Origin of the sequence: Prauserella muralis (assembly GCF_003202285.1) — a bacterium.
Lineage (GTDB): Bacteria > Actinomycetota > Actinomycetes > Mycobacteriales > Pseudonocardiaceae > Prauserella_B > Prauserella_B muralis.
In genome coordinates this window covers 57,227-76,530 of sequence record NZ_MASW01000014.1, presented here as the reverse complement: position 1 = coordinate 76,530, position 19,304 = coordinate 57,227, and the positions used below count along the sequence as shown (strand labels likewise).

The following is a 19,304-nucleotide window of genomic DNA, read 5'->3' as shown; positions in this document are numbered from 1 at the left end:
GGCGGCCTCCATGCCGAAAGCGGCGACCGACACGACCAGCCGGTGACCGCGACCGTGCCACGGCCACTGCGCGCGTCTCCCGCACCGCATCAATGACGAGAGGAGTGAGGCATTTCATGGCGTCGAACGACACGACACTTGACGACCTACTCACCCCCGCGGCCAGTGAAAACCCGCACTCGGTCTTCGCCGCGCTGCGCGAGCACGATCCTGTGCATTGGAGCGAGCCACACCGCGCCTGGCTGCTCACCCGCTACGACGACGTGTCGGCCGCCTTCCAGAGCAAGGCACTGTCCTCGGACCGGATACGGCCACTGCGGGCGGCGCGCGCGGGCCGCGCCGCGCCGGCCTCAGACCGGATCTTGGCCATGATGACCGAGTTCATGGTGGTCAACGACCCGCCCATCCACACCCGGCTGCGACGGTTGGCTGCCGGAGCGTTCAAGCAGCAGCGAATCTCGGCGATGGGCGAGCGGGTCGAGCAGCTGGTCGACTCGCTGCTGGACGATTTCATCGTCGGCGGACACCGCGACCTCATCGGCCATTTCGCCTACGTGCTGCCGGCCACGGTGATCGCCGCCATGCTCGGCGCCCCAATCTCCGATCGGGAACGGTTCCGGCACTGGTCAGACGAACTCGCGCTGGTCGCCTTCGGTGCCGGCGGAGAGACCAGGGCGGAGCGGCATGAGCGGGCCCTCGCTGGGCTCCAGGATATGTTCGGCTACTTTCGTGAGTTGGTCGACTATCGCCGCCGTGAGCCGGGAGAGGACATGCTTAGCGCGATGATGGTCGGTGACGAGCGCGGCGACGCCCTGACCGAGGACGAGCTGGTCGCGATGTGCGCGTTGCTGTTGTTCGCCGGGAACGAGACCACCACGAACTCGATCGCCAACGGCGTGGTCACCCTGCTGGAACACCCCGACGAGTTCGCGAAACTGAAGGCCGACCCGAGGTTGATCGCCACCGCCGTCGAGGAGCTGCTGCGCTTCGACGGGCCGATCAAGGTGCTCAACCGATGGGTGGTAGCCGATTTCGAGCTGCGCGGACGTACCATCCGTGCCGGGGATCGGGTGCACCTGATCCTCGCCGCGGCCAATCGCGACCCGTGCCAATTCGTCGAACCCGACCGACTCGACCTCGAACGCACCCCCAACCCGCACATCGCGTTCGGCAAGGGCATCCACGCCTGCATCGGGGCGCAGTTGGCCCGGCTCGAGACACGCATCGCGCTGCAGCGCCTCGTCACCCGGCTACCCCGCCTCCGGCTGACCGGTGAGCCGCTGCGCTGGAACGAAAGCCTGGCGTCGCGGTCCCTGGCCGAACTGCCCGTCGCCCACGACGCGACACCATCGTCCGCAGCACCGGGCCCCAGCACCGGGGAGGGAAGGCAGCAGTGAAGATCAGCGTCGAGAAGGACCGCTGCGAGGGACACGGACAATGCCATATCGTCGATCCCGACCTCTTCCCCCTCGACGAGGACGGCTACAGCAACGTCGGCCAGGGGCGGAAAGTACCAGTCGGCGAGGAAAACCAAGCCAGCATCGGCGTGTCCGCATGCCCTGTTGCGGCGCTGTCGATCGACGTCGACTGAGTGCGAGAAGGGGACGCCCCGAGCAATCCGTTGGATTGCCTCGCGCCCATTCCCGCCGTTGTCGGAATCCGCAACGCCGTGGCGGCTGCCCCGCGTCGTCGCCGTCAACGCCGATCGTGTCCCGCGTGCCGATTACGGACCCTGGCACACAGCTCGGGCGGCAGCCCGGGGTGCCCGCTCGTCTCGGCCGGTTGCCCCTCGGCCGCTTCCGGCGTCGCCGAGCTCCATGCCGGTCGCTGCGCGCGGCACGTCCTCGACACCGCCAGTACCCTCGAAGCGGACCCGATCACCGCCGCGGGGCCTGGGGAGCTTACATCGGCACTCGTCACGTTTTGCTCTACCACCTGCAGCGGCACAGCGATCACCACGCCAACCCCACCCGCCGTTACCAGACGTTGCGTGATTTCGTCGAGTCACCGGTGTTGCCCACCGGCTACGCCGGGATGATCGTGCTCGCGCTCATCCCACCACTGTGGCGCCGGGTGATGGATCCGCGCGTGGTCGCGCACTTCGATGGCGACATCAGCCGGGCCAATATCCAGCCGGGCAAGCGGGCGAAGGTCCTGGCCCGGGACGGCGCCAGCAACGTGACAGGCGTCGGCAACTTGCCGGAAGTCGTTACCGCGGACACGCTGGGTGATGCGACGGACGGCGGGATGTGCCCTGGCTGCGGTTACGTCTACGGCGAGAAGCTCGGCGACCCCCGCGAGGGGTTGCCGGCGGGCACGCCGTGGTCGGCCATCCCGGACAGCTGGTGCTGCCCCGACTGTGGCGTCCGGGAGAAGATCGACCTCGTGGCCCCGGGGCGGGTGGGCGCGTGATGCGGATCGAAACCGACCGGACCACGTGCGAGGGTCTCGGCATGTGCGAGGCGATGGCACCGGACTTCTTCGAGGTGGGGGCGGACGGCACGGTTGTCGTGCTTGAGGAGCACCCCGGCGAGGAACATCGGCAGGATCTTACCGCCGCGGTCGACGCCTCCCCAGTGCTCGCGCTGAGGCTGAAGGGCTGACCATGACGCTCGTGGTGGTCGGCGGGTCACTGGCGGGGTTGCGCGCGGTGGAATCCGCGCGCCGCGCCGGCTACGACGGTCGAATCGTGCTGATCGGCGCGGAGGAACACCTGCCCTACGACCGTCCGCCGCTGTCGAAGGCGTTCCTCGACCCGGACGGCCCCGCCCGCGTCCAGCCTTTCCGTAGCGAGGCCGAGCTGCGCGAGGACCTCGGCGTGGAGCTGATGCTGGGCACGCCCGCCGACGGCCTCGACCCTCGTGATCGGGTTGTGTCGGTATCCGGCACGATGGTGTGCTACGACGCGTTGGTGATCGCGACCGGCGCCACGGCACGCCGCTTTTCCGGCACCGACGGGCTAAGAGGCGTTCACACTTTGCGTACGGCGCAGGACGCGGCCGCGGTCCGCGCCAGCTTGGATCGTGGCGCCCGCACCGTTGTGATCGGTGCGGGCTTCATCGGCTCGGAGGTTGCCTCCGCGGCGCGCAAGCGCGGTCTGCCGGTGACGGTGGTCGAAACACAGGATCTGCCGCTCCTCGGTTCGGTCGGGCGGCAGGCGGGCGCGGTGTGCGCGGACCTGCACCGCGCGGCGGGCACCGACCTGCGGTTGTCCGTGCAGGTCATCGGGCTGGAGTCGGTGGCAGGCGCGGTGTCCGGAGTGCGGCTGTCGACCGGGGAGGTCCTGCCTGCGGACCTGGTCGTGGCCGGCATCGGGGCCGCCCCGGCCACCGGCTGGCTGGAGCGCAGCGGCGTGCCGCTGCATGAGCGCGACCGCGGGGTGATCTGTGACGCCACTTTGGCGACCGGCCTGCCCGGTGTGTATGCGGCAGGCGATGTGGCGCATGTGGTGAACCCGCTGTTCGACGAGGAGTCGGCGCGCGTCGAACACTGGACGAACGCAGCCGAACAAGGCGCGGCCGCCGCCCGCCACGCCCTCGACCCAGCGGCCGCACGCCCGCTGGTACCGGTGCCGTACTTCTGGTCCGACTGGTACGGCCACCGCATCCAGTTCGTCGGCACCCCACGCGCTGAGGAGGTCGTGGTCGCCGTGCCCGCTGAGGCGGGGTTCACCGCGCTGTACCGGCGCCGTGACCGGATCGTCGGCGCGTTCACCGTGGACCGGCCACGCGAGATCATGAAGTACCGGCGACGCGTCGCGGCCCGGGGCTCGTGGGCGGAAGCGGTCGCGTTCGCGGCCACCACGACCACAGCCGCCTAACATGGCGGCCATCGGCAGAACCCTCTCCACCGAACCGACGGTCGGCGGCCAGTACCGCCAGCCGATCATCGCTGCGGCGATCGAGCTGACGGCTCGCAGAGGCTGGTCAGTGGTTACCATGGCGCGGCTGGCCGACCACGTCGGTGTCAGCCGCCAGACCGTCTACAACGAGATCGGCTCCAAGGCCGCGCTGGCCGACGCCATGGTGGACCACCACCTCGACCAGTTCCTCGCCGTTGTCCGGGACGCCTTCGACCGCCACACCACCGACCTCGTCGAAGCGATCCACGACGCAGTGCGCGACGTGCTGGACCTCGCCGCCGACAACCCCGGGTTCCGCAGTTGGTGGACAGATGAGCTGGCCGGATTCGCGGTCTGACCTGGGAGAACGCGCGGAACTGCGCTGGGGGCGCGTGTGCCTACGCCCTTCGCGCGGTGTTGTGGGGGTGTTTTGCCTGCTCAGGTGGGGTCTAGTGCGGTCACGGTGGCGGGTGTGGGGACCTGACAATCGCGCAGAATCCCCGCCTGGGTGGTGTTCAGTGGCGTCGTGTGGACGGCGGTGCCGGCGGTGCCGGTCAGGGTGACGGCGTGGACGCGGCCGAGCTCGGTGGCGATGCGGCGCCAGGTCATGCCAGCGCGGCGTTCGGCAGACCCGGACGAGGAGCAGGGCGAGCCAGCAGAGCAGCATGTGGGCGCGGATGCGGTGTTCGAGCCGATGAAAAACGGGTCTGAGCAGCAGTGATGATTTCAGTTCGCGAAATCCGCGCTCGGCTTCCAGCAGGTTCTTGTAGCCGAGCGCGGTGTCTTCGGCGCTGATGTGCGGGTCGGAGGTGACGATGAGGTACTTGCCGTCCAGCCGTTCCTCCTGCTTGATCTTGCCGCGGTTGATCGACAACCGCCCGGTGGGTGACTGCCGCAGCCACCGGCCGAGGGTGGGGTGATCGCGCAGCGCGCATTCGGCCTTGGTGTGCACGACCTCCGCCTTGGCCTTGGTGGTCTTGCTGGTCTTGCGCCTGCGGTCGCGTTCGCGGGCCTGCTTGATCCGCGCGACAGCTCCAGCTCGGCCTCCAGCCGCGCGATCGCGTCCTCCCGCTGAGTCCGGTCGCGCTCGGCTTGTTCGTGGTTGTGGCAGATGACGTAGCGCACGTCGGCCTCGTCGAGGCGGACCTCCTTGACCCGCAGGTTCTCCTTGACCTGCTGGTAGCGGCCCTGCCGCGCCAGCACCCGCTCCACCAGCGGGTTGCCGTCGCGCATGCGCATCCCGGCGATAAAGTGCCCACCGGCCCGGCGCAGGTAGGCCAGGTTGTCCGCGGAGGAGAAGCCCCGGTCGACCACGGTGATGACCTGCCCGAGGCGCCAGCCGCGCATGTCGTCGGTGACCTCGGGCAGGATGGCCTGATCGTTGGTGTAGCCGGGCCAGCACCACACTCGTACCGGGATGCCCTCCTTCGTCACCGCGAGCCCGATGACGATCTGCGGCAGGTCGTCGCGGTGGTCCTTGGAGTGGCCGTAGCGACGGAACGCGTCCTCGCCGGTCTCGGCGGTGTCGCGTTCGAAGTAGGTGGAGGTCGTGTCGAACAGCAGGATGTCCACGGACAGGTTGAGCAGGTTGGCCACGGCGAAGAACACCGCCTCCTGCACCTCCGCCTAGACGTCGGCCTCCACCAGCAGGTCCATCGCCCGGTAGGCCTGATCCTCGTCCATCGACTCCAGCCCGTCAATCGCCACATCGCACGTGGCCCACTCCGCTGCCGACAGCTTCGACATCGGCTCGATCGCGCGGTTGGCGACCAGCGCGAACAGCACCCGCTCCACGTTGGTGGTGAACCGACGCGGCCCGAGCACCTTACGCAGCGCGGTGTCGATCTCCAACGCCCGCCACAACCCGTCCAACAAGTGCACCGCCCCCACCGGGCGAGAGCCGGCGACCCTCAGCCCGTCCCCGGCCAACTGGGCAGCGCCCGCCGACGGGGCAGCGTCGGCGATGCCGAGGTAGCGGTTGATCGAGGCGACCAGCCGCATCAGCCCGTCGCGGTCGAGCTGGTCCTCCCGGCCCAGGTTCAGCAGCACCTGGGCTTGCGTGACCCCATCCACCCGACGGTTGTGCGCCAGTTGCACGTACCGCACGAGGCTGCCGTCGCGGTTCCTCCGCTGCGTCGTCCGCAGGTACATGCCCACCAGCCGACCACCAACCAGCAGTGTGATCAAGCCCGACACGGCAAGTCGTGTGCCCACGCATTCTCGCGACCCGCGACCACCCGCAACGCCGCTACTAGCACAAACGCGAATCAGACAGCCCGCATGCGCCCATCAACTGCGGAACTCGGGACAACCTCCTGCTCCGTGCGATCGCCTCCGCCACCCACGGCGCGGACACCGAACTGCTCCCGCTGCTCACCACCCAGGCGAACACCTTGATCACCCGGACCACAGCGATGCTCACGCAGCGTGTGACGACCTACCAGCCCGACCTCACACACGAGCAGGTCTGCGTGGTGATCGATGTGATCGTCCGGACAGTCCTCAGCCACGTCATGCAACCCGCACAGTCCCCGGCCCATACTGCCGACGGCCTCGCCTGGCTGGCCGCCCGAGTGCTCGGCGGCCAACCCTCCCGGACCCGCACACCCCTGCGCTACCGCTGACGACGGACCAGAGCCGGGGGCCAGACGCCGCGGTTAACCCGGCCAGTCGGGTTGTGTGCCATCGCACCAGCCGGTCACGGAGCATTCGGAGCTCGGGTGCGCTGTCGCGCTGAGCCGAAACGGGTTGGCGAGCGTGCGGGCGGGTCGCTCATGTGTCCGCAGGACGCCGACCACTGGCCGCCGGAGCCCCGGCGGCTGCGGCTTCAGCGCACCTGGTCCCGGGGAACGTCGAGTTACAGCGTGCGGGCGATGATCTCCTTCATGATCTCGTTGGTGCCGCCGTAGATCTTCTGGACTCGCTGGTCGGTCCAGGCGCGGGCGATGCGGTACTCGCTCATGTACCCGTAGCCGCCGTGGAGTTGGAGACAGTTGTCGATCACCCGCATCGCTCGGTCGCTGCACCACCACTTGAGCATGGCTGCGGTGGCCACGTCCAGGCCGCCGTCGAGGTGCCGGCTGATGCAGTCGTCGAGGAACACCCGGCACACTCGGGCCTCGGTTGCGGCCTCGGCAAGGGTGAACTTGGTGTTCTGGAAGGAGAAGATCTGCCGGCCGAAGGCCTGCCGGGTTTTGGTGTAAGACAGTGTGTCTTCCAGCGCGGCTTCCAGGGCGGCGACCGAGGTGATGCCGATGAGCAGCCGTTCCTGCGGGAGTTGCTGCATCAGCTGGAGGAAGCCCTGACCCTCGGTGGTGCCGAGGAGGTTGGTGGCCGGGACGCGGACGTCGTCGAAGAACAACTCCGCGGTGTCCTGGCCGTGCAGGCCGACCTTGTCCAGTACCCGTCCGCGCCGGAATCCCGCGCGGTCGGTTTCCACCACGACCAGCGAAATGCCCTCCGCACCCAGGGTTGGATCGGTCTTGGCGACCACGATCACCACGTCGGCCTGGCCGCCGTTGGTGATGAAGGTCTTGGCGCCGTTGACCACATAGTCATCGCCGTCACGGATCGCTTTCGTCGCCACGTTTTGCAGGTCGGAGCCGGTTCCCGGTTCGGTCATGGCGATGGCGCCCACCCATTCGCCGGTGGCGAGTTTGGGCAGCCACGCCTGCTTCTGGTCCTCGGTGCCGTAGGCGAGCAGGTAGTGCGCCACGATCGCGTTGTGCAGCCCCACACCCCAGCAACTGTCGCCGCTGGCGGCCTGCTCTTCCAGCAGCACGGCCTCGTGCGCGAACGAACCGCCACCTCCGCCGTACTCCTCGGGGATGGACAGGCACAGCAGCCCTATCTCTCCAGCCTTGGTCCACAGCTCCCGGTCGACGCTTTTCTGCTCGGCCCAGCGCTGCTGGTTCGGGGCCAGTTCTTTCCGGCAGAACTGACGGGCCAGATCACGGAACTCGTCAAGATCAGCGGTCGTCCACCGGCTGCGGTACTCGCTCATGGCATGCTCCTTCGCTGTTGCTCATTCCCCAACGGGTGCGGGCACGTGTGCTTGTCAGCGGTGTTCGGGCGGTCGGTTGAACATGGCCAGAACATCGGCGTCGGCGCCGTGTGGCGTGAAGTGTTCGCGGTCGACGACGAGAAACAGGGCTTCGGCGGTGAACCGGGTCACGTCGTCGTGGCCGGTACCGGTGGCTTCCAGGTGGAGCCGTCGGCCCTGGCGGCGCTGCAGGCGTGCGGTGATGCGGTGTGGCTGACCTAGCGGCACCGGTGCCAGATAGTTGACCGTCAACGTGCGGGTGACGGCGATCTCCTGCACAAGATAGAGCACGAAGCCGAACAGGTCGTCGCAGGCCGCGGAGATCGCGCCACCGTGTGCCAGGCCAGGGGCACCCCGGTGCCGGGCGTCGAAGGCCACGTCGGTGGCCACGGTGTCCCCGTCACGGTAGACCTTCAGATGCAGGCCGGCCGGGTTGTCCGGACCGCATCCCAGGCACTGGGAGTGGTGCGGCGGCAGCGAGATGAGGGAGGGGTCAGCCATCGCGTGTCGGTCCTTCGGAACTAGAGGCCAGCAAGGCAGTCGTGTGAGGGGTTGAGGTTGGGTTTCGCCGGGTGGCGGCGGCGAACTGGGTGGCGGCGACCTCGATGATGTCTTGGCGACTGACCGGCAACTCCCCGGCCAGCCAGGCCATGAGCAGTTCGGCGAGGCCACCGGTGAGCAAGAGGCCGGCGATCTGGTCATGGGGTGCCGAGAGCGCGTCGGCGCCGTGCAGGGCGTGGGCCTGCCTGGCGATCAGCTGGGCGAACTCCCGCAGCAGTTCGTGCCGCCGGGTGCGCAACGGGTCGGCGGCGGCGGATTCCAGCATGGCCACGCGGCCGATACGCGGATCACTTGTGAGCAGGTCGACGAACGCGCTGATCGCCGCTGTGGCTTTTCTGTGGGGATCACCATCGGTGGTAGCCAAAGCGTGCAGCGCGACGTCACGGATCTGAGACGCGATCCGATCCAGTACCGCCAGCAACAGCGCGTCACGGTCGGAGAAGCTCTCGTAGAAGTAGCGCTCGGTCAGACCCGCCCGCGAACAGACGGCCGTCATCGTGGTCTGCCGCCACCCCTGGGTGCCCAGCAGATCCAACCCGGCCTCCAACAACTGCTGGCGTCGATCGTCACGGCGCTGCTGGGCGCTGATCCCTCGATAGCTTCGCTTCGGCACCGACATAGCTGTCATCTTGACATAGCCTCCAGTCAGAATCATTCTGACTGTGACCTATGTCAGAAGTTCGAGCGGCGGCGGAGGCGATGCCGGTGCGACAGTCGAAGGATGGCCAGCTGGCCGCGGATGGCTCTGGTCACGTCGTGCGGTCCATGGCAGCTGACCGCTCGTCCGTGGCTGGGCCTGCGGACATCCCGGGGTTCGGCAAGGGACTATCCCTGGTGTGCACCGGCCGAGATGTGCACGAAGTGGCGGCGATGGCCGCGGACGCCGAACGAGCGGGGTTCGAGTCGGCGTGGGCGGCGGAGTTCTACGACCGCTCGGCCGTGGTCGCGGTGGCGGCGATGGCCGCGGTGACCGAGTCGATCACCCTGGGTACCGGGATCGCCTACGCGTTCGGGCGCAGCCCGCTGGTGCTGGCCACCGAGGCGCGGGATCTGGACGCGCTCTGCGGCGGCCGGCTGATCCTCGGACTGGGCACGGGCACGCGTCGCATGCAGCAGGACTGGCACAGCTTGTCCGGGGAACATTCCGCACCCCGGATTGAGGAGCTGGTGCCGTTGCTGCGCAGGTTGTCGCGGCTGGACGAGGGCCCGGTGCGGCACGAGGGCCGGTTCTACCGCTCACACGTGATCCCCACCGCGCCCGTGGCAACCCCCACGCGGCCGACGATGCCGGTGTATGTGGCCGGGGTGAACACGCGCATGGTGCGCGCCGCCGGGGCAGTGGCCGACGGACTGGTGGGCCATCCGCTGTTCACCCCGGAATACCTGCGCTACATCGTGCGGCCCGCGCTGCAGGCGGGCGTCGATCGCGCCGGACGCGCCGGGCCAGTGCCTGTGGCCGGGTATGTGATCTGCGCGGTGCATCCCGACGAACACCACGCCCGGCGGATGGCCGCCGCGCAGATCGCATTCTACGCCTCGGTGAAAACCTACGACCCCATCCTCACCCTGCACGGCTTCACCGACGAGGCGCGCGCCATCCGGGCGGCGCGTCGCGCCGGTGACCTGGAGGCGATGGTGGACGCGGTGTCGGACGGGATGATCGACACGATCGCCGTGTCCGGCACACCTGAGCAGGTCCGCAGCCAATTCACCGCGCGATGGGCGGGACTGTACGAACGGACGCTGCTGTATCCGCCTTCCTTCGCCGGCCCGTCGGCCACCACCGCCGTGCTCGACGCCTTCGCCCCACTCGCCAGCACACCTACCAGATAAGGGAGAGCCGTCATGGTCCCCGTCATTGAACGTACCACCCAGGCGGCGCGGCAGCGCCTGTCCTCGGTACTGCTGGCACCCGCACCCCAGCCGTCGACCAGGCGTGGCGTCGGTTCAGCCGCCGCTGGCCCACCACTGACCTGGCCACCCCGCCCGCGGGCAGCGGACTGCGGCCGGTCCGCGGTGACTACGGCACCCCGGTGGTCGGGCATCTGCTCGACTACATCCGCTTCGGCACCGAGTTCGGCCGTGAACGCTACGACCGCTACGGCCCGGTCACCTGGATGGGCGCGTTCGGCACCCGCATCGCCGTGATCGCCGGTCCCGAGGCCACCCAGCGCGTGTTCACCAACGCCGACAAGGCCTTCTCCCAAGCCGGCTGGCGATTCCTCATCGACCGGTTCTTCCACCGCGGGCTGATGCTGCTCGACATCGACGAGCACAAGATGCACCGCCGCATCATGCAGCACGCCTTTACTCGCGACCGCCTCGCCGGCTGACACTCACCAGGTCAGCCCCTGCGTGCGCGCCACCATCCCCACCTGGCCGACCCAACGGCCGGTGCGGCTGTACTGGCTGCTCAAGCGCCTCACGCTGGACATCGCAACCCAGGTGTTCATGGGCGGCCGCGGCGGCACCACCGACACCGAACGGATCAACCAGGCGTTCGTCGCCACGGTCCGCGCCGCCAGCGCGCTGGTGCGCGCCCCGCTGCCCGGCACCCGCTGGCGCGCCGGCGTACGCGGCCGCAGGGTTCTCGAAGCCTACTTCGCCCAGCAGCTGCCCGCCGCCCGTGCCAGCAGCGGGGAGGACCTCCTCGCCGCGCTGTGCCAGGCCACCACCCCCGAAGGAGAGCACTTCAGCGATGACGACGTCATCAACCACATGATCTTTCTGATGATGGCGGCCCACGACACCGCCACCATCACCACCACCGCCTACTACCTCGCCACCCACCCCGACTGGCAAGACCGAGCCCGGCAGGAATCCCTCGCCCTCGGCGACGCCCCCCTCGACATCGACGCCCTGGACACCCTCGACACCCTCGACCGGATCATCAACGAATCCCTCCGCTACTGGCTCCCGTGCCCCTCGTGATGCGCAAAACGGTCACCGACACCGACATCCTCGGCCACTACCTGCCCGCCGACACCCTCGTCGCCCTCGCCCCCGCCTCAACCACTTCGTGCCGGAATGCTGGACCGACCCGGACACCTTCGACCCCGATCGCTTCGCCCCCCACCGCCGCGAAAACCACAGTCATCGCTTCGCCTGGGTCCCCTTCGGCGGCGGCGTGCACAAATGCATCGGCATGCACTTCGGCACCCTCGAAGTCAAAACCATCCTGCACGAGATGCTCCGCACCACCCGCTGGACCATCTCCCACGGCTACCAGGCCCGCTGGGATAACACCTCACTTCCCGTACCCGCCGACGGGCTCCCCGTCCGCCTGCACCCCGTTGACCTGCCCGGGAAACACCAAGCCGACCCGGCCAAAGGCCTCGCCGCGGGCGTGTCCTACCGGCTGTGTAAGTGACGTGGCTCGACTCTGAACTGCGGAAGCGGTTCGGGAAGGGACCACGTGATGACGAATTCCGATTCAGCGCCGGCGGGCAGGGCTGCTCGACCGGCTGCGGAAGAGTCGCTGATCGACGGTGCGCTGGCTGATCAGCTGCTGGCGAAGGCCGAAGCCGAAGGGGTCGAATTGCTCGGCCCGGACGGCCTGCTGTCCCAGGTGACCAAGGCCGTGCTGGAGCGGGCCCTGGGCGAGGAGCTCACCGAGCACCTGGGCTACGAGAAGCACGACCCGGCCGGTCGCGGGTCTGGCAACTCCCGCAACGGCGCCACGGGGAAGAGGCTGCTGACCGAGGCCGGCGCGGTCGACCTGCAGGTGCCGCGAGACCGGCGGGGCAGCTTCGAACCGAAGATCGTGCGCAAGGGCCAGACCCGCCTGGACGGGTTCAACGACCTGGCCATCGGGATCGACTGCGAGGGCGCCAAGCAGGTGCTGGGCATGTGGGTGGGTGCCTCCACCGGTGAGTCGGCGAAGTTCTGGATGTCGGTGCTCGCGGAGTTGCGTAACCGCGGGGTGCGGGACGTGTGCATCCTGTGCTGCGACGGGCTATCCGGGCTGCCGGAAGCGGCGACCACCGTGTGGCCCCAGGTGACCGTGCAGTTGTGCGTGGTGCACCTGATCCGCGCCTCGCTGCGCTACGCGTCTCGCAAGTACTGGCCGGCGTTGGCCAAGGACCTCAAGGCGATCTACACCGCCAGCGACGAGGCCGCGGCCGCCGCCGCGCTGGAGGCCTTCGCCGAGCAGTGGGAGACCCGCTACCCGGCGATCGTGCGGCTCTGGCGAACCCACTGGCAGGAGTTCACGCCATTCCTGGCGTTCCCGCCCGAGGTCAGGCGGGCGATCTATACGACGAATCTGATCGAGTCGCTCAATGCCCGACTGCGGAAGGTCACCCGCAACCGTGGCCAGTTCCCGTCCGAGCAGGCCGCGCTGAAGGTGCTCTACCTCGCCGTCCGCAACCTCGAGGACTACCGCACGCCGAACATCGGCATCCGAACATCGGGCTGGAAACAAGTACTGCAAGCGTTCACCATCTATTCGAAGGGCGGATCCCCGCCCCATGACCGCCACGATCACTTACACAGGCGGCCGGACGCTCCCCGCCGAACCCAGGGCTCGAGGGTGTCGCGTGTACTTCCACCCACCGCAGCACTCCCGAGCCCTGTGGGGATGAGGTTTACGCTCGGCGGGTGAATTACATTACTTAAGGAGGTGGACATCACGACCGGCGACGCGAATCTGGTCACGGAGCGGGTCGCCGCGGTGGGTGCGGCACTCAACCGCCGGCTGAGCTCGCTTACGCTCGAGATCCGCAGCAGGCTGGCCAGCGACATCGAACCGCTGCGCGGAGACGAGCGTCTCGTGCAGCTACTCGGCGCCAGTGTCGAGGGCAACGTCGACAGTGCCCTGCACGTGCTGCAGCACGGCATCGACCTCGATCTGGTCGAGGCGCCGCCTGCGGCGACGGAGTATGCTCGGCGGCTTGCCCAGCACGGAGTAGCGGTGAACGCCTTGGCGCGTGCCTACCGTCTAGGTCACGACACATTCCTCCGGCATGGCCTGCAGGAACTCGACCGGCAGGGCGGCGAAGCGTCGCTACTCAGCGCGGCCGCGCGGCATCTTGTGGCGCTCACTTTCGGGTATATCGACCGGGTGACCGAGCAGGTGCTCGCGGTCTATGAGGACGAGCGCGAGCGCTGGCTGCAGGATCGCAACACTGTGCGGGCGGCGCGCATCCGGGAGCTGCTCGACGGGGAGCGCGTGGACATCGCCGCCGCCGAGGCGGCGCTCGGCTACCGGCTGGTGGGCTCGCGCCACCTCGCCGTCGTCGTGTGGGCGACCGGGTCGGTGCCGCCTGACGGCGCCATGTCGACTTTCGAGCGGTTCGCCCGGGAGCTGGCCGAGTGCCTCGGTTGCCGGGCGCTGCCGTTGTTCCTGCCGCACGATCAAGTCACCGCATGGGCGTGGCTGCAACTCGGTCGGGAGGCTCCGGACGTGGATACCATCCGCTCGACCATGTGCCCGAGCCATCCGGGGATCTCGGTCGCCGTTGGCGAACCCGGCACCGACGTGTGGGGCTTTCGCCGCACACACCTGCAGGCGCGCCAGGCACAGGCGGTTGCCGTGGCGGCGGGGGAGAGTGCACCGGTCGTCACGGCCTTCCGCGAGGTCGGCCCGATCGCGCTGATGTGCGCGGACCTACGCGCGACAAGGCACTGGGTCCAGGACACGCTCGGCAGGCTGGCCTTCGACGACGACCAGCACGCGCGGCTGCGCGAGACCCTGCGCGTCTTCCTCGCCACTGGGGGCAGTTACCAGTCTGCGGCAGCCATGCTGGCCCTGCATCGGAACTCGGTGTACTACCGGGTGCGCAAGGCCGAGGAGGAGCTCGGCAGGTCGATCGACGCCGACCAGCTGGACATCGAGATCGCCCTGAAGGCCTGCCACTGGCTCGGCACGAGCGTGCTCACCGAACAGGCTTGACAAGCCGCCACTCGTCCGGTGGCCGCCGGGCGGCCCGCCTCGTCGCGTTCGTGCGGTCCGCACGAACGTCCTGGGAAGATTCGTATGCCGTGCCCATGTGCGGCCAGGGGAAACGCTTCTACGGTTGCCCTCTACAGGATCACAACGTTGTGACTGAGGAGCGAAATGCATCTTGCGGTGCTGCCCGACTCGCGCGCAGCGCGGTCGCCCGAGGCCCTGTGTGTGTCCGACGATGACCTCTCGCTGAACAATTCGCAGTTCCTGGCGCACGTGCGGGCAGCCGCCGCGCTCCTGCGCGGGCGTGGCGTCGGTGCCGGTGACGTCGTTGCCGCCATGCTCCCGAACCGGGTCGAGTTCGTCATCGCATTGTTTTCCGCATGGCGGCTCGGAGCCACCGTGACGCCGATCAATCCGAACCTGACGCTCACCGAGGCGGAGTACCAGCTCGCTGACTCTGGAGCGAAGTTGCTGATCAGTGACATCCCGGGGATGCGAGTCGACACGATCGGCGCACCCGAGCTGTGTGCCGCCGCGGAACCCCGGGACGAGCCACCCGTGAGGCAGGAGAGCGAGGCGCTCGCGCTGCTGATCTACACGAGCGGAACTACCGGTAAGCCGAAAGGTGTCATGCTCGACCACGCCAATCTACAGGCGATGTGCGACATGGCGATCAAGGCCGTCGAGCTTTCGGAGGACGACCACAGCCTACTGATCCTACCGCTGTTCCACGTTAACGGGATCGTCGTGAGCATTCTGTCCCCGTTGCTGGTAGACGGCCGGTCGACCATCGCGGGGCGGTTCGACCCGGAGACCTTCTTCAGCCGGGTGGAACGGGTCCGGCCGACGTACTTCTCTGCGGTCCCGGCGATCTACGCGATGCTGTTGGCACGGCCGGAGGAGGAGCGACCAGACCTGTCTTCGATGCGGCTGGCGGTGTGCGGTGCCGCGCCGATGCCCGCGGCGCTCATCGAGCGGTTCGAGAACCGATTCGGCATCCCAGTCGTCGAGGGTTACGGCCTGTCCGAGGGCACATGTGCATCGACCATCAACCCGGTCGGCGGTATCCGCAAGCCTGGAACCGTTGGACTTCCTATTGAGGGCCAGGATGTCGCGATCATGGACCGCTCCGGGAACGTCCTCCCCAAGGGGGAGACGGGCGAGGTCGTGGTTCGCGGACCCAACGTCATGCGTGGCTACCTCAACCGACCGGATGACACCTCGAAGGCTATTGTGGACGGCTGGCTGCACACCGGGGACGTGGGCCGCTTCGACGAGGACGGGTACCTCGTGCTCGTCGACCGCATCAAGGACATGATCATCCGCGGTGGCGAGAACATCTACCCCAAAGAGATCGAGTCCGTCCTCTACGGGCACACCCAGGTCCTGGAGGCCGCCGTCGTGGGAACTCCACACCCGGTGCTCGGCGAGGTGCCGACAGCTTTCGTCGCTACCCGTCCGAACGCGACGGTCGACGTAGCCGAGCTGCACGAACACTGCCGTGCCGGGCTGTCCAAGTACAAGCTGCCCACCGAGATTCATCTGATCGACGCCTTGCCCAAGAACCCGGTCGGCAAGATCGACAAACCGCAACTGCGCGAGCGGCTCGCTGCCATGGCCAGCCGGCCCGCCTGACCGCGAGGAGGACCGACATGGGATTCATCAATCCAGTCCTGCCTGACGTCGACTACGGCGAGTGGCGCACGAAGACCCGCGCCGAGCGGATTAAGCCGATGGTGCAGCATTGGGGGGTCGCGGGGTTCGGTGCACCAGACGGCGTGTATCTGCTGTATATCGCGAAGATAATCGGCTACATCGCGGGCGGGTTGTTCTTCGCCTCGCTCACTCCGGGCATTGGGGCCTTTTGGGACTTCCCGGACTGGTGGGACGAGCCCGTGGTGTTCCAGAAGGTCGTCGTGTGGACACTCCTGTTCGAAGTGCTCGGCTTCGGCTGCGGGTTCGGGCCGCTGACCTTGCGATTCCTGCCACCGCTCGGCGCGTTTCTGCACTGGTTGCGACCGGGCACGATCCGGATGCCGCCGTGGCCGGGCAAGGTCCCGTTCACCAGCGGGTCCCGGCGTTCGGTTGTCGACGTGTTGCTCTATGCCGTAGTGCTGGCCGCCACGCTCTGGATCCTGTTGGCCCCGGCGAATCGCTCCGCGGGCGGGCTCGATGCGCAGGTCGGAATGATCGAGCCGAGCCGGTTTGTGCCGCTGCTGGTGCTGCTGCCGCTGCTCGGGTTGCGGGACAAGATGATCTTCCTCGCGGCGCGGTCCGAGGTTTACTTGTCCGCCGTCGTCGTGTTCCTGCTGCCTGGGATCGACATGATCGTGGCCGCGAAGCTCGTGCTGGTCGCGATCTGGTGGGGTGCGGCGACGTCCAAGCTCAACCGGCACTTCCCAAACGTCGTCGCTGTGATGCTGAGCAACACGCCGTTGGTGCGCAGTAAGGCGATCAAGCGCAGGCTGCACCGGGGATACCCGGAAGACCTCCGACCCGGTGCCGTCAGCCGATTCCTCGCGCACTTCGGTACCGCAGTCGAGTACCTGGTGCCGCTCGTCCTGTTCGTCTCCGACGGCGGTACGGTCACGCTGGTTGCAGCCGCGATCATGGTCGCGTTCCACCTGCTTATCCTCACCAGCATTCCGATGGGTGTGCCACTCGAGTGGAACGTATACATGATGTTCGGAATCGCGTTCCTGTTCGTGGACAAGGCGCAATACGGGCTCGCCGACATCAGCAACCCACTTCCGGTGGCGCTGGTGATCTGCGCGCTGGCGGCCGGGGTCGTCCTCGGTAACCTTTTTCCGAACAAGATCTCCTTCCTGATCGGAATGCGCTACTACGCGGGCAACTGGGACACCTCGATGTGGTTGCTCAAGCCGAGCGCGGTGGCGAAGCTGGACACGCACGTCAAGAAGGCCGCGACGCTCCCGCGGAGGCAACTCGTAAAGCTCTACGGCGAGCGAGTGGCCGACCTGCTCGCACACAAGGGCTATACGTTCCGTGCCATGCACACGCACGGCAGGGCTCTGTTTGGGTTGATCCCGCGGGCGGCAGGACCTGAGCACGAGACGGGCTACGTTGTGATCGACGGGGAGTTCATCGCGGGGCCGATCCTGGGCTGGAACTTCGGCGATGGGCATCTGCACAACGAGCAGCTGGTCGTCGCGCTGCAGGAGCGATGCCACTTCGAGGAGGGCGAGGTGCGCGTCGTTGTCCTGGACGCGCAGCCGATCCAGCGGCAGCGGCAGCGCTACCGACTTGTCGACGCGGCTATCGGTGAGTTCGAGCGCGGCTATGTCGCCGTCTCCGATATGCTGGCCCGCCAGCCCTGGGACTGTGACATCCCAGCGCACATCACATGGTCGCGCGCGGCCGCGAATGCGGGATCGAACCCGCCCGCAAGCCAGGCGGCACGCCAAGATCCGAGGGCGGTATGACCGAGGCGATCGTGGTGGGGGCCGGCCCGAACGGTCTGGCCGCCGCGCTCGCCCTGGCTGGTGAGGGCATCGACGTGACCGTGCTGGAGGCCGCGGACCGGATTGGCGGCGGCACTCGCACGAGCGAGCTGACGGTGCCCGGCGTGCTGCACGACCACTGCTCCGCATTCCATCCCATGGGGCTGGGGTCGCCGTTTCTGCGCGGACTCAGCCTCGACCGGTACGGCGTCGCTTGGAGGTGGCCGGAGATCGAGGTAGCGCACCCACTGGATGGTGGCCGTGCCGGAGTGTTGCTGCGGTCGTTGGACGACACGGCGGCGCGCCTCGGCACCGACGGCGGGGCGTGGCGGCGGCTGTTCGGCCCGCTGGCCGAAGGGTTCGACGAGCTGGTCGAGGACGTCATGCGCCCGGTTGTCCATGTGCCCCGGCACCCGATTCGGCTCGCCCGGTTCGGGACGCGCGCACTGCTGCCCGCGGCTTGGACCGCTGGCCGCTGGGACGGTGCCGAGGCCAGGGCGCTGTTCGGCGGGGTCGCGGCACACGGTTTCCACCCGCTCGGCAGGCCGACTACGTCGGCGATCGGGTTGATGCTGATCGCGGCAGGGCACCGGTTCGGCTGGCCGGTCGCCGAGGGCGGCTCACGAGTGATTACCGATGCCATGGCGATGCTGCTAACGGACCTCGGTGGCAAGATCGAGACTGGGGTGCGCGTGGCCTCCCTGGCCGAGTTGCCGCGAGCGGATGCCGTTCTCCTCGACCTGGCGCCGAGGGGCGTCGTCGAGGTCGCGGGCGACCAGCTGCCCGCACGAGTGCGGCGGGCCTACGAGCGGTACCGCCACGGGCCCGGGGCGTTCAAGATCGATCTTGCGGTCGAGGGGGGGATCCCATGGGCGAACCCGGACTGCCGCCGGGCTGGGACCGTCCACGTCGGAGGGTCTTTCGAGGAGATGGCCGACGCCGAGAGCGACGTCGGCCGCGGGCGGATGCCGGTCCGCCCGTTCGTGCTCGTGGGGCAGCAATACCTCGCCGATCCAACCAGATCGGCCGGGGACGTGCATCCGGTCTGGGCGTACGCGCACGTACCGCACGGCTATTCGGGCGACGCGACCGAGTCGATCCTCGCTCAGATCGAACGGTTCGCACCAGGCCTGGGCGACCGGATCGTCGGCCGGTCGGTGACGGCCACGACCGCGTGGCCGACCTACAACGCCAACTACGTCGGTGGCGACATCATCACCGGTGAGAACACACCGCTGCAGGTCGCCTTTCGTCCCACAGTGGCGCTCGATCCTTACTACACCGGGATACCCGGCGTGTACATCTGCTCGGCGGCGACCCCGCCGGGTGGCGGCGTGCACGGGATGTGCGGCTATAACGCCGCACGCTCGGCGCTGCGGCGACTCAGTTGAGGCGGTTCGCGATACGTGCGAGCAACAAGATTTTGGAACAGTCCCCAGGCCAGTGACGGGGCCTTTGGTCTGGCACCCCAGGCGGGCTCTCCGTTTCGTTCGTTGGCCCGTTCGGACC

13 protein-coding genes and 5 pseudogenes are annotated in these 19,304 nt (G+C 68.2%); 14 read left to right on the top strand and 4 right to left on the bottom strand.

All coding sequences use genetic code 11. The features are described 5' to 3' along the window. The first annotated feature begins 116 nt into the window (after positions 1 to 116). The 6 genes and pseudogenes from BAY60_RS35775 to BAY60_RS35750 all read left to right on the top strand — a co-directional run. A complete protein-coding gene (locus tag BAY60_RS35775) occupies positions 117 to 1,397 on the top strand; it encodes a cytochrome P450 (protein WP_170160663.1) in 1,281 nt (426 codons plus the stop codon). Next, entirely contained in the window at positions 1,394 to 1,591 is a 198-nt protein-coding gene (locus BAY60_RS37470; RefSeq protein WP_170160662.1) for a ferredoxin, read from the top strand. The genes BAY60_RS35775 and BAY60_RS37470 overlap by 4 nt, the downstream gene beginning before the upstream one ends. A gap of 251 nt (positions 1,592 to 1,842) precedes the next feature. Further along, positions 1,843 to 2,412: pseudogene (locus BAY60_RS38455) on the top strand (rubredoxin); the annotation flags it as partial. Beyond that, the gene (locus BAY60_RS35760; RefSeq protein WP_112285743.1) at positions 2,412 to 2,603 is read left to right on the top strand and encodes a ferredoxin; all 192 of its coding nucleotides are present in this window, start codon (positions 2,412 to 2,414) and stop codon (positions 2,601 to 2,603) included. The pseudogene BAY60_RS38455 and the gene BAY60_RS35760, both read left to right, overlap by 1 nt. Before the next feature lie 2 nt (positions 2,604 to 2,605). Further along, positions 2,606 to 3,820 (top strand): NAD(P)/FAD-dependent oxidoreductase, encoded by a 1,215-nt coding sequence (locus BAY60_RS35755; RefSeq protein ID WP_112285705.1) that lies wholly within the window; start codon positions 2,606 to 2,608, stop codon positions 3,818 to 3,820. A gap of 1 nt (position 3,821) precedes the next feature. Continuing rightward, positions 3,822 to 4,148: pseudogene (locus BAY60_RS35750) on the top strand (TetR/AcrR family transcriptional regulator); the annotation flags it as partial. 131 nt (positions 4,149 to 4,279) lie between these two features. Here the strand turns inward: BAY60_RS35750 and BAY60_RS38695 are convergent. Further along, positions 4,280 to 5,992, bottom strand: a pseudogene (locus BAY60_RS38695) (IS1634 family transposase). A 137-nt stretch (positions 5,993 to 6,129) separates the two neighbouring features. Here BAY60_RS38695 and BAY60_RS37455 point away from each other — a divergent pair. Further along, entirely contained in the window at positions 6,130 to 6,465 is a 336-nt protein-coding gene (locus BAY60_RS37455; RefSeq protein ID WP_170160671.1) for a hypothetical protein, read from the top strand. Between the two features lie 233 nt (positions 6,466 to 6,698). Here the strand turns inward: BAY60_RS37455 and BAY60_RS35735 are convergent, their stop codons facing one another. From BAY60_RS35735 to BAY60_RS35725, 3 genes are read right to left on the bottom strand one after another with little or no spacing between them, the layout of a single operon-like run. Further along, positions 6,699 to 7,844, bottom strand: a complete 1,146-nt coding sequence (locus tag BAY60_RS35735; RefSeq protein WP_112285703.1) for an acyl-CoA dehydrogenase family protein — start codon at positions 7,842 to 7,844, stop codon at positions 6,699 to 6,701. Between the two features lie 54 nt (positions 7,845 to 7,898). Next, positions 7,899 to 8,384, bottom strand: coding sequence for a PaaI family thioesterase (locus BAY60_RS35730; protein ID WP_110341484.1), 486 nt, complete (start codon positions 8,382 to 8,384; stop codon positions 7,899 to 7,901). After that, positions 8,377 to 9,063 carry a TetR/AcrR family transcriptional regulator gene (locus BAY60_RS35725; protein WP_110341482.1) on the bottom strand — a complete coding sequence of 229 codons (687 nt, stop codon included), beginning with the start codon at positions 9,061 to 9,063 and terminating at the stop codon, positions 8,377 to 8,379. Before BAY60_RS35725 ends, BAY60_RS35730 begins: the two co-directional genes overlap by 8 nt. Before the next feature lie 146 nt (positions 9,064 to 9,209). Here BAY60_RS35725 and BAY60_RS35720 point away from each other — a divergent pair, with 146 nt between their 5' ends. The 7 genes and pseudogenes from BAY60_RS35720 (at position 9,210) to BAY60_RS35690 (ending at position 19,186) form a co-directional block, all read left to right on the top strand. Continuing rightward, complete coding sequence (locus BAY60_RS35720) at positions 9,210 to 10,277, top strand: LLM class flavin-dependent oxidoreductase (RefSeq protein WP_158559807.1); 1,068 nt, start codon at positions 9,210 to 9,212, stop codon at positions 10,275 to 10,277. 12 nt (positions 10,278 to 10,289) lie between these two features. Beyond that, positions 10,290 to 11,736 (top strand): annotated as a pseudogene (locus tag BAY60_RS38450) (cytochrome P450); the annotation flags it as partial. A gap of 126 nt (positions 11,737 to 11,862) precedes the next feature. Continuing rightward, positions 11,863 to 12,888, top strand: a pseudogene (locus BAY60_RS35710) (IS256 family transposase); the annotation flags it as partial. A 177-nt stretch (positions 12,889 to 13,065) separates the two neighbouring features. Next, the gene (locus BAY60_RS35705) at positions 13,066 to 14,337 is read left to right on the top strand and encodes a PucR family transcriptional regulator (protein WP_245992964.1); all 1,272 of its coding nucleotides are present in this window, start codon (positions 13,066 to 13,068) and stop codon (positions 14,335 to 14,337) included. Between the two features lie 165 nt (positions 14,338 to 14,502). Further along, on the top strand, positions 14,503 to 15,969 hold the full coding sequence (locus tag BAY60_RS35700; RefSeq protein ID WP_112285702.1) for a class I adenylate-forming enzyme family protein: 1,467 nt from the start codon (positions 14,503 to 14,505) through the stop codon (positions 15,967 to 15,969). Positions 15,970 to 15,986: 17 nt separating this feature from the next. Beyond that, entirely contained in the window at positions 15,987 to 17,777 is a 1,791-nt protein-coding gene (locus BAY60_RS35695; protein ID WP_112285701.1) for a DUF3556 domain-containing protein, read from the top strand. Further along, complete coding sequence (locus tag BAY60_RS35690; protein ID WP_110341472.1) at positions 17,774 to 19,186, top strand: phytoene desaturase family protein; 1,413 nt, start codon at positions 17,774 to 17,776, stop codon at positions 19,184 to 19,186. Before BAY60_RS35695 ends, BAY60_RS35690 begins: the two co-directional genes overlap by 4 nt. Positions 19,187 to 19,304: the final 118 nt, after the last annotated feature.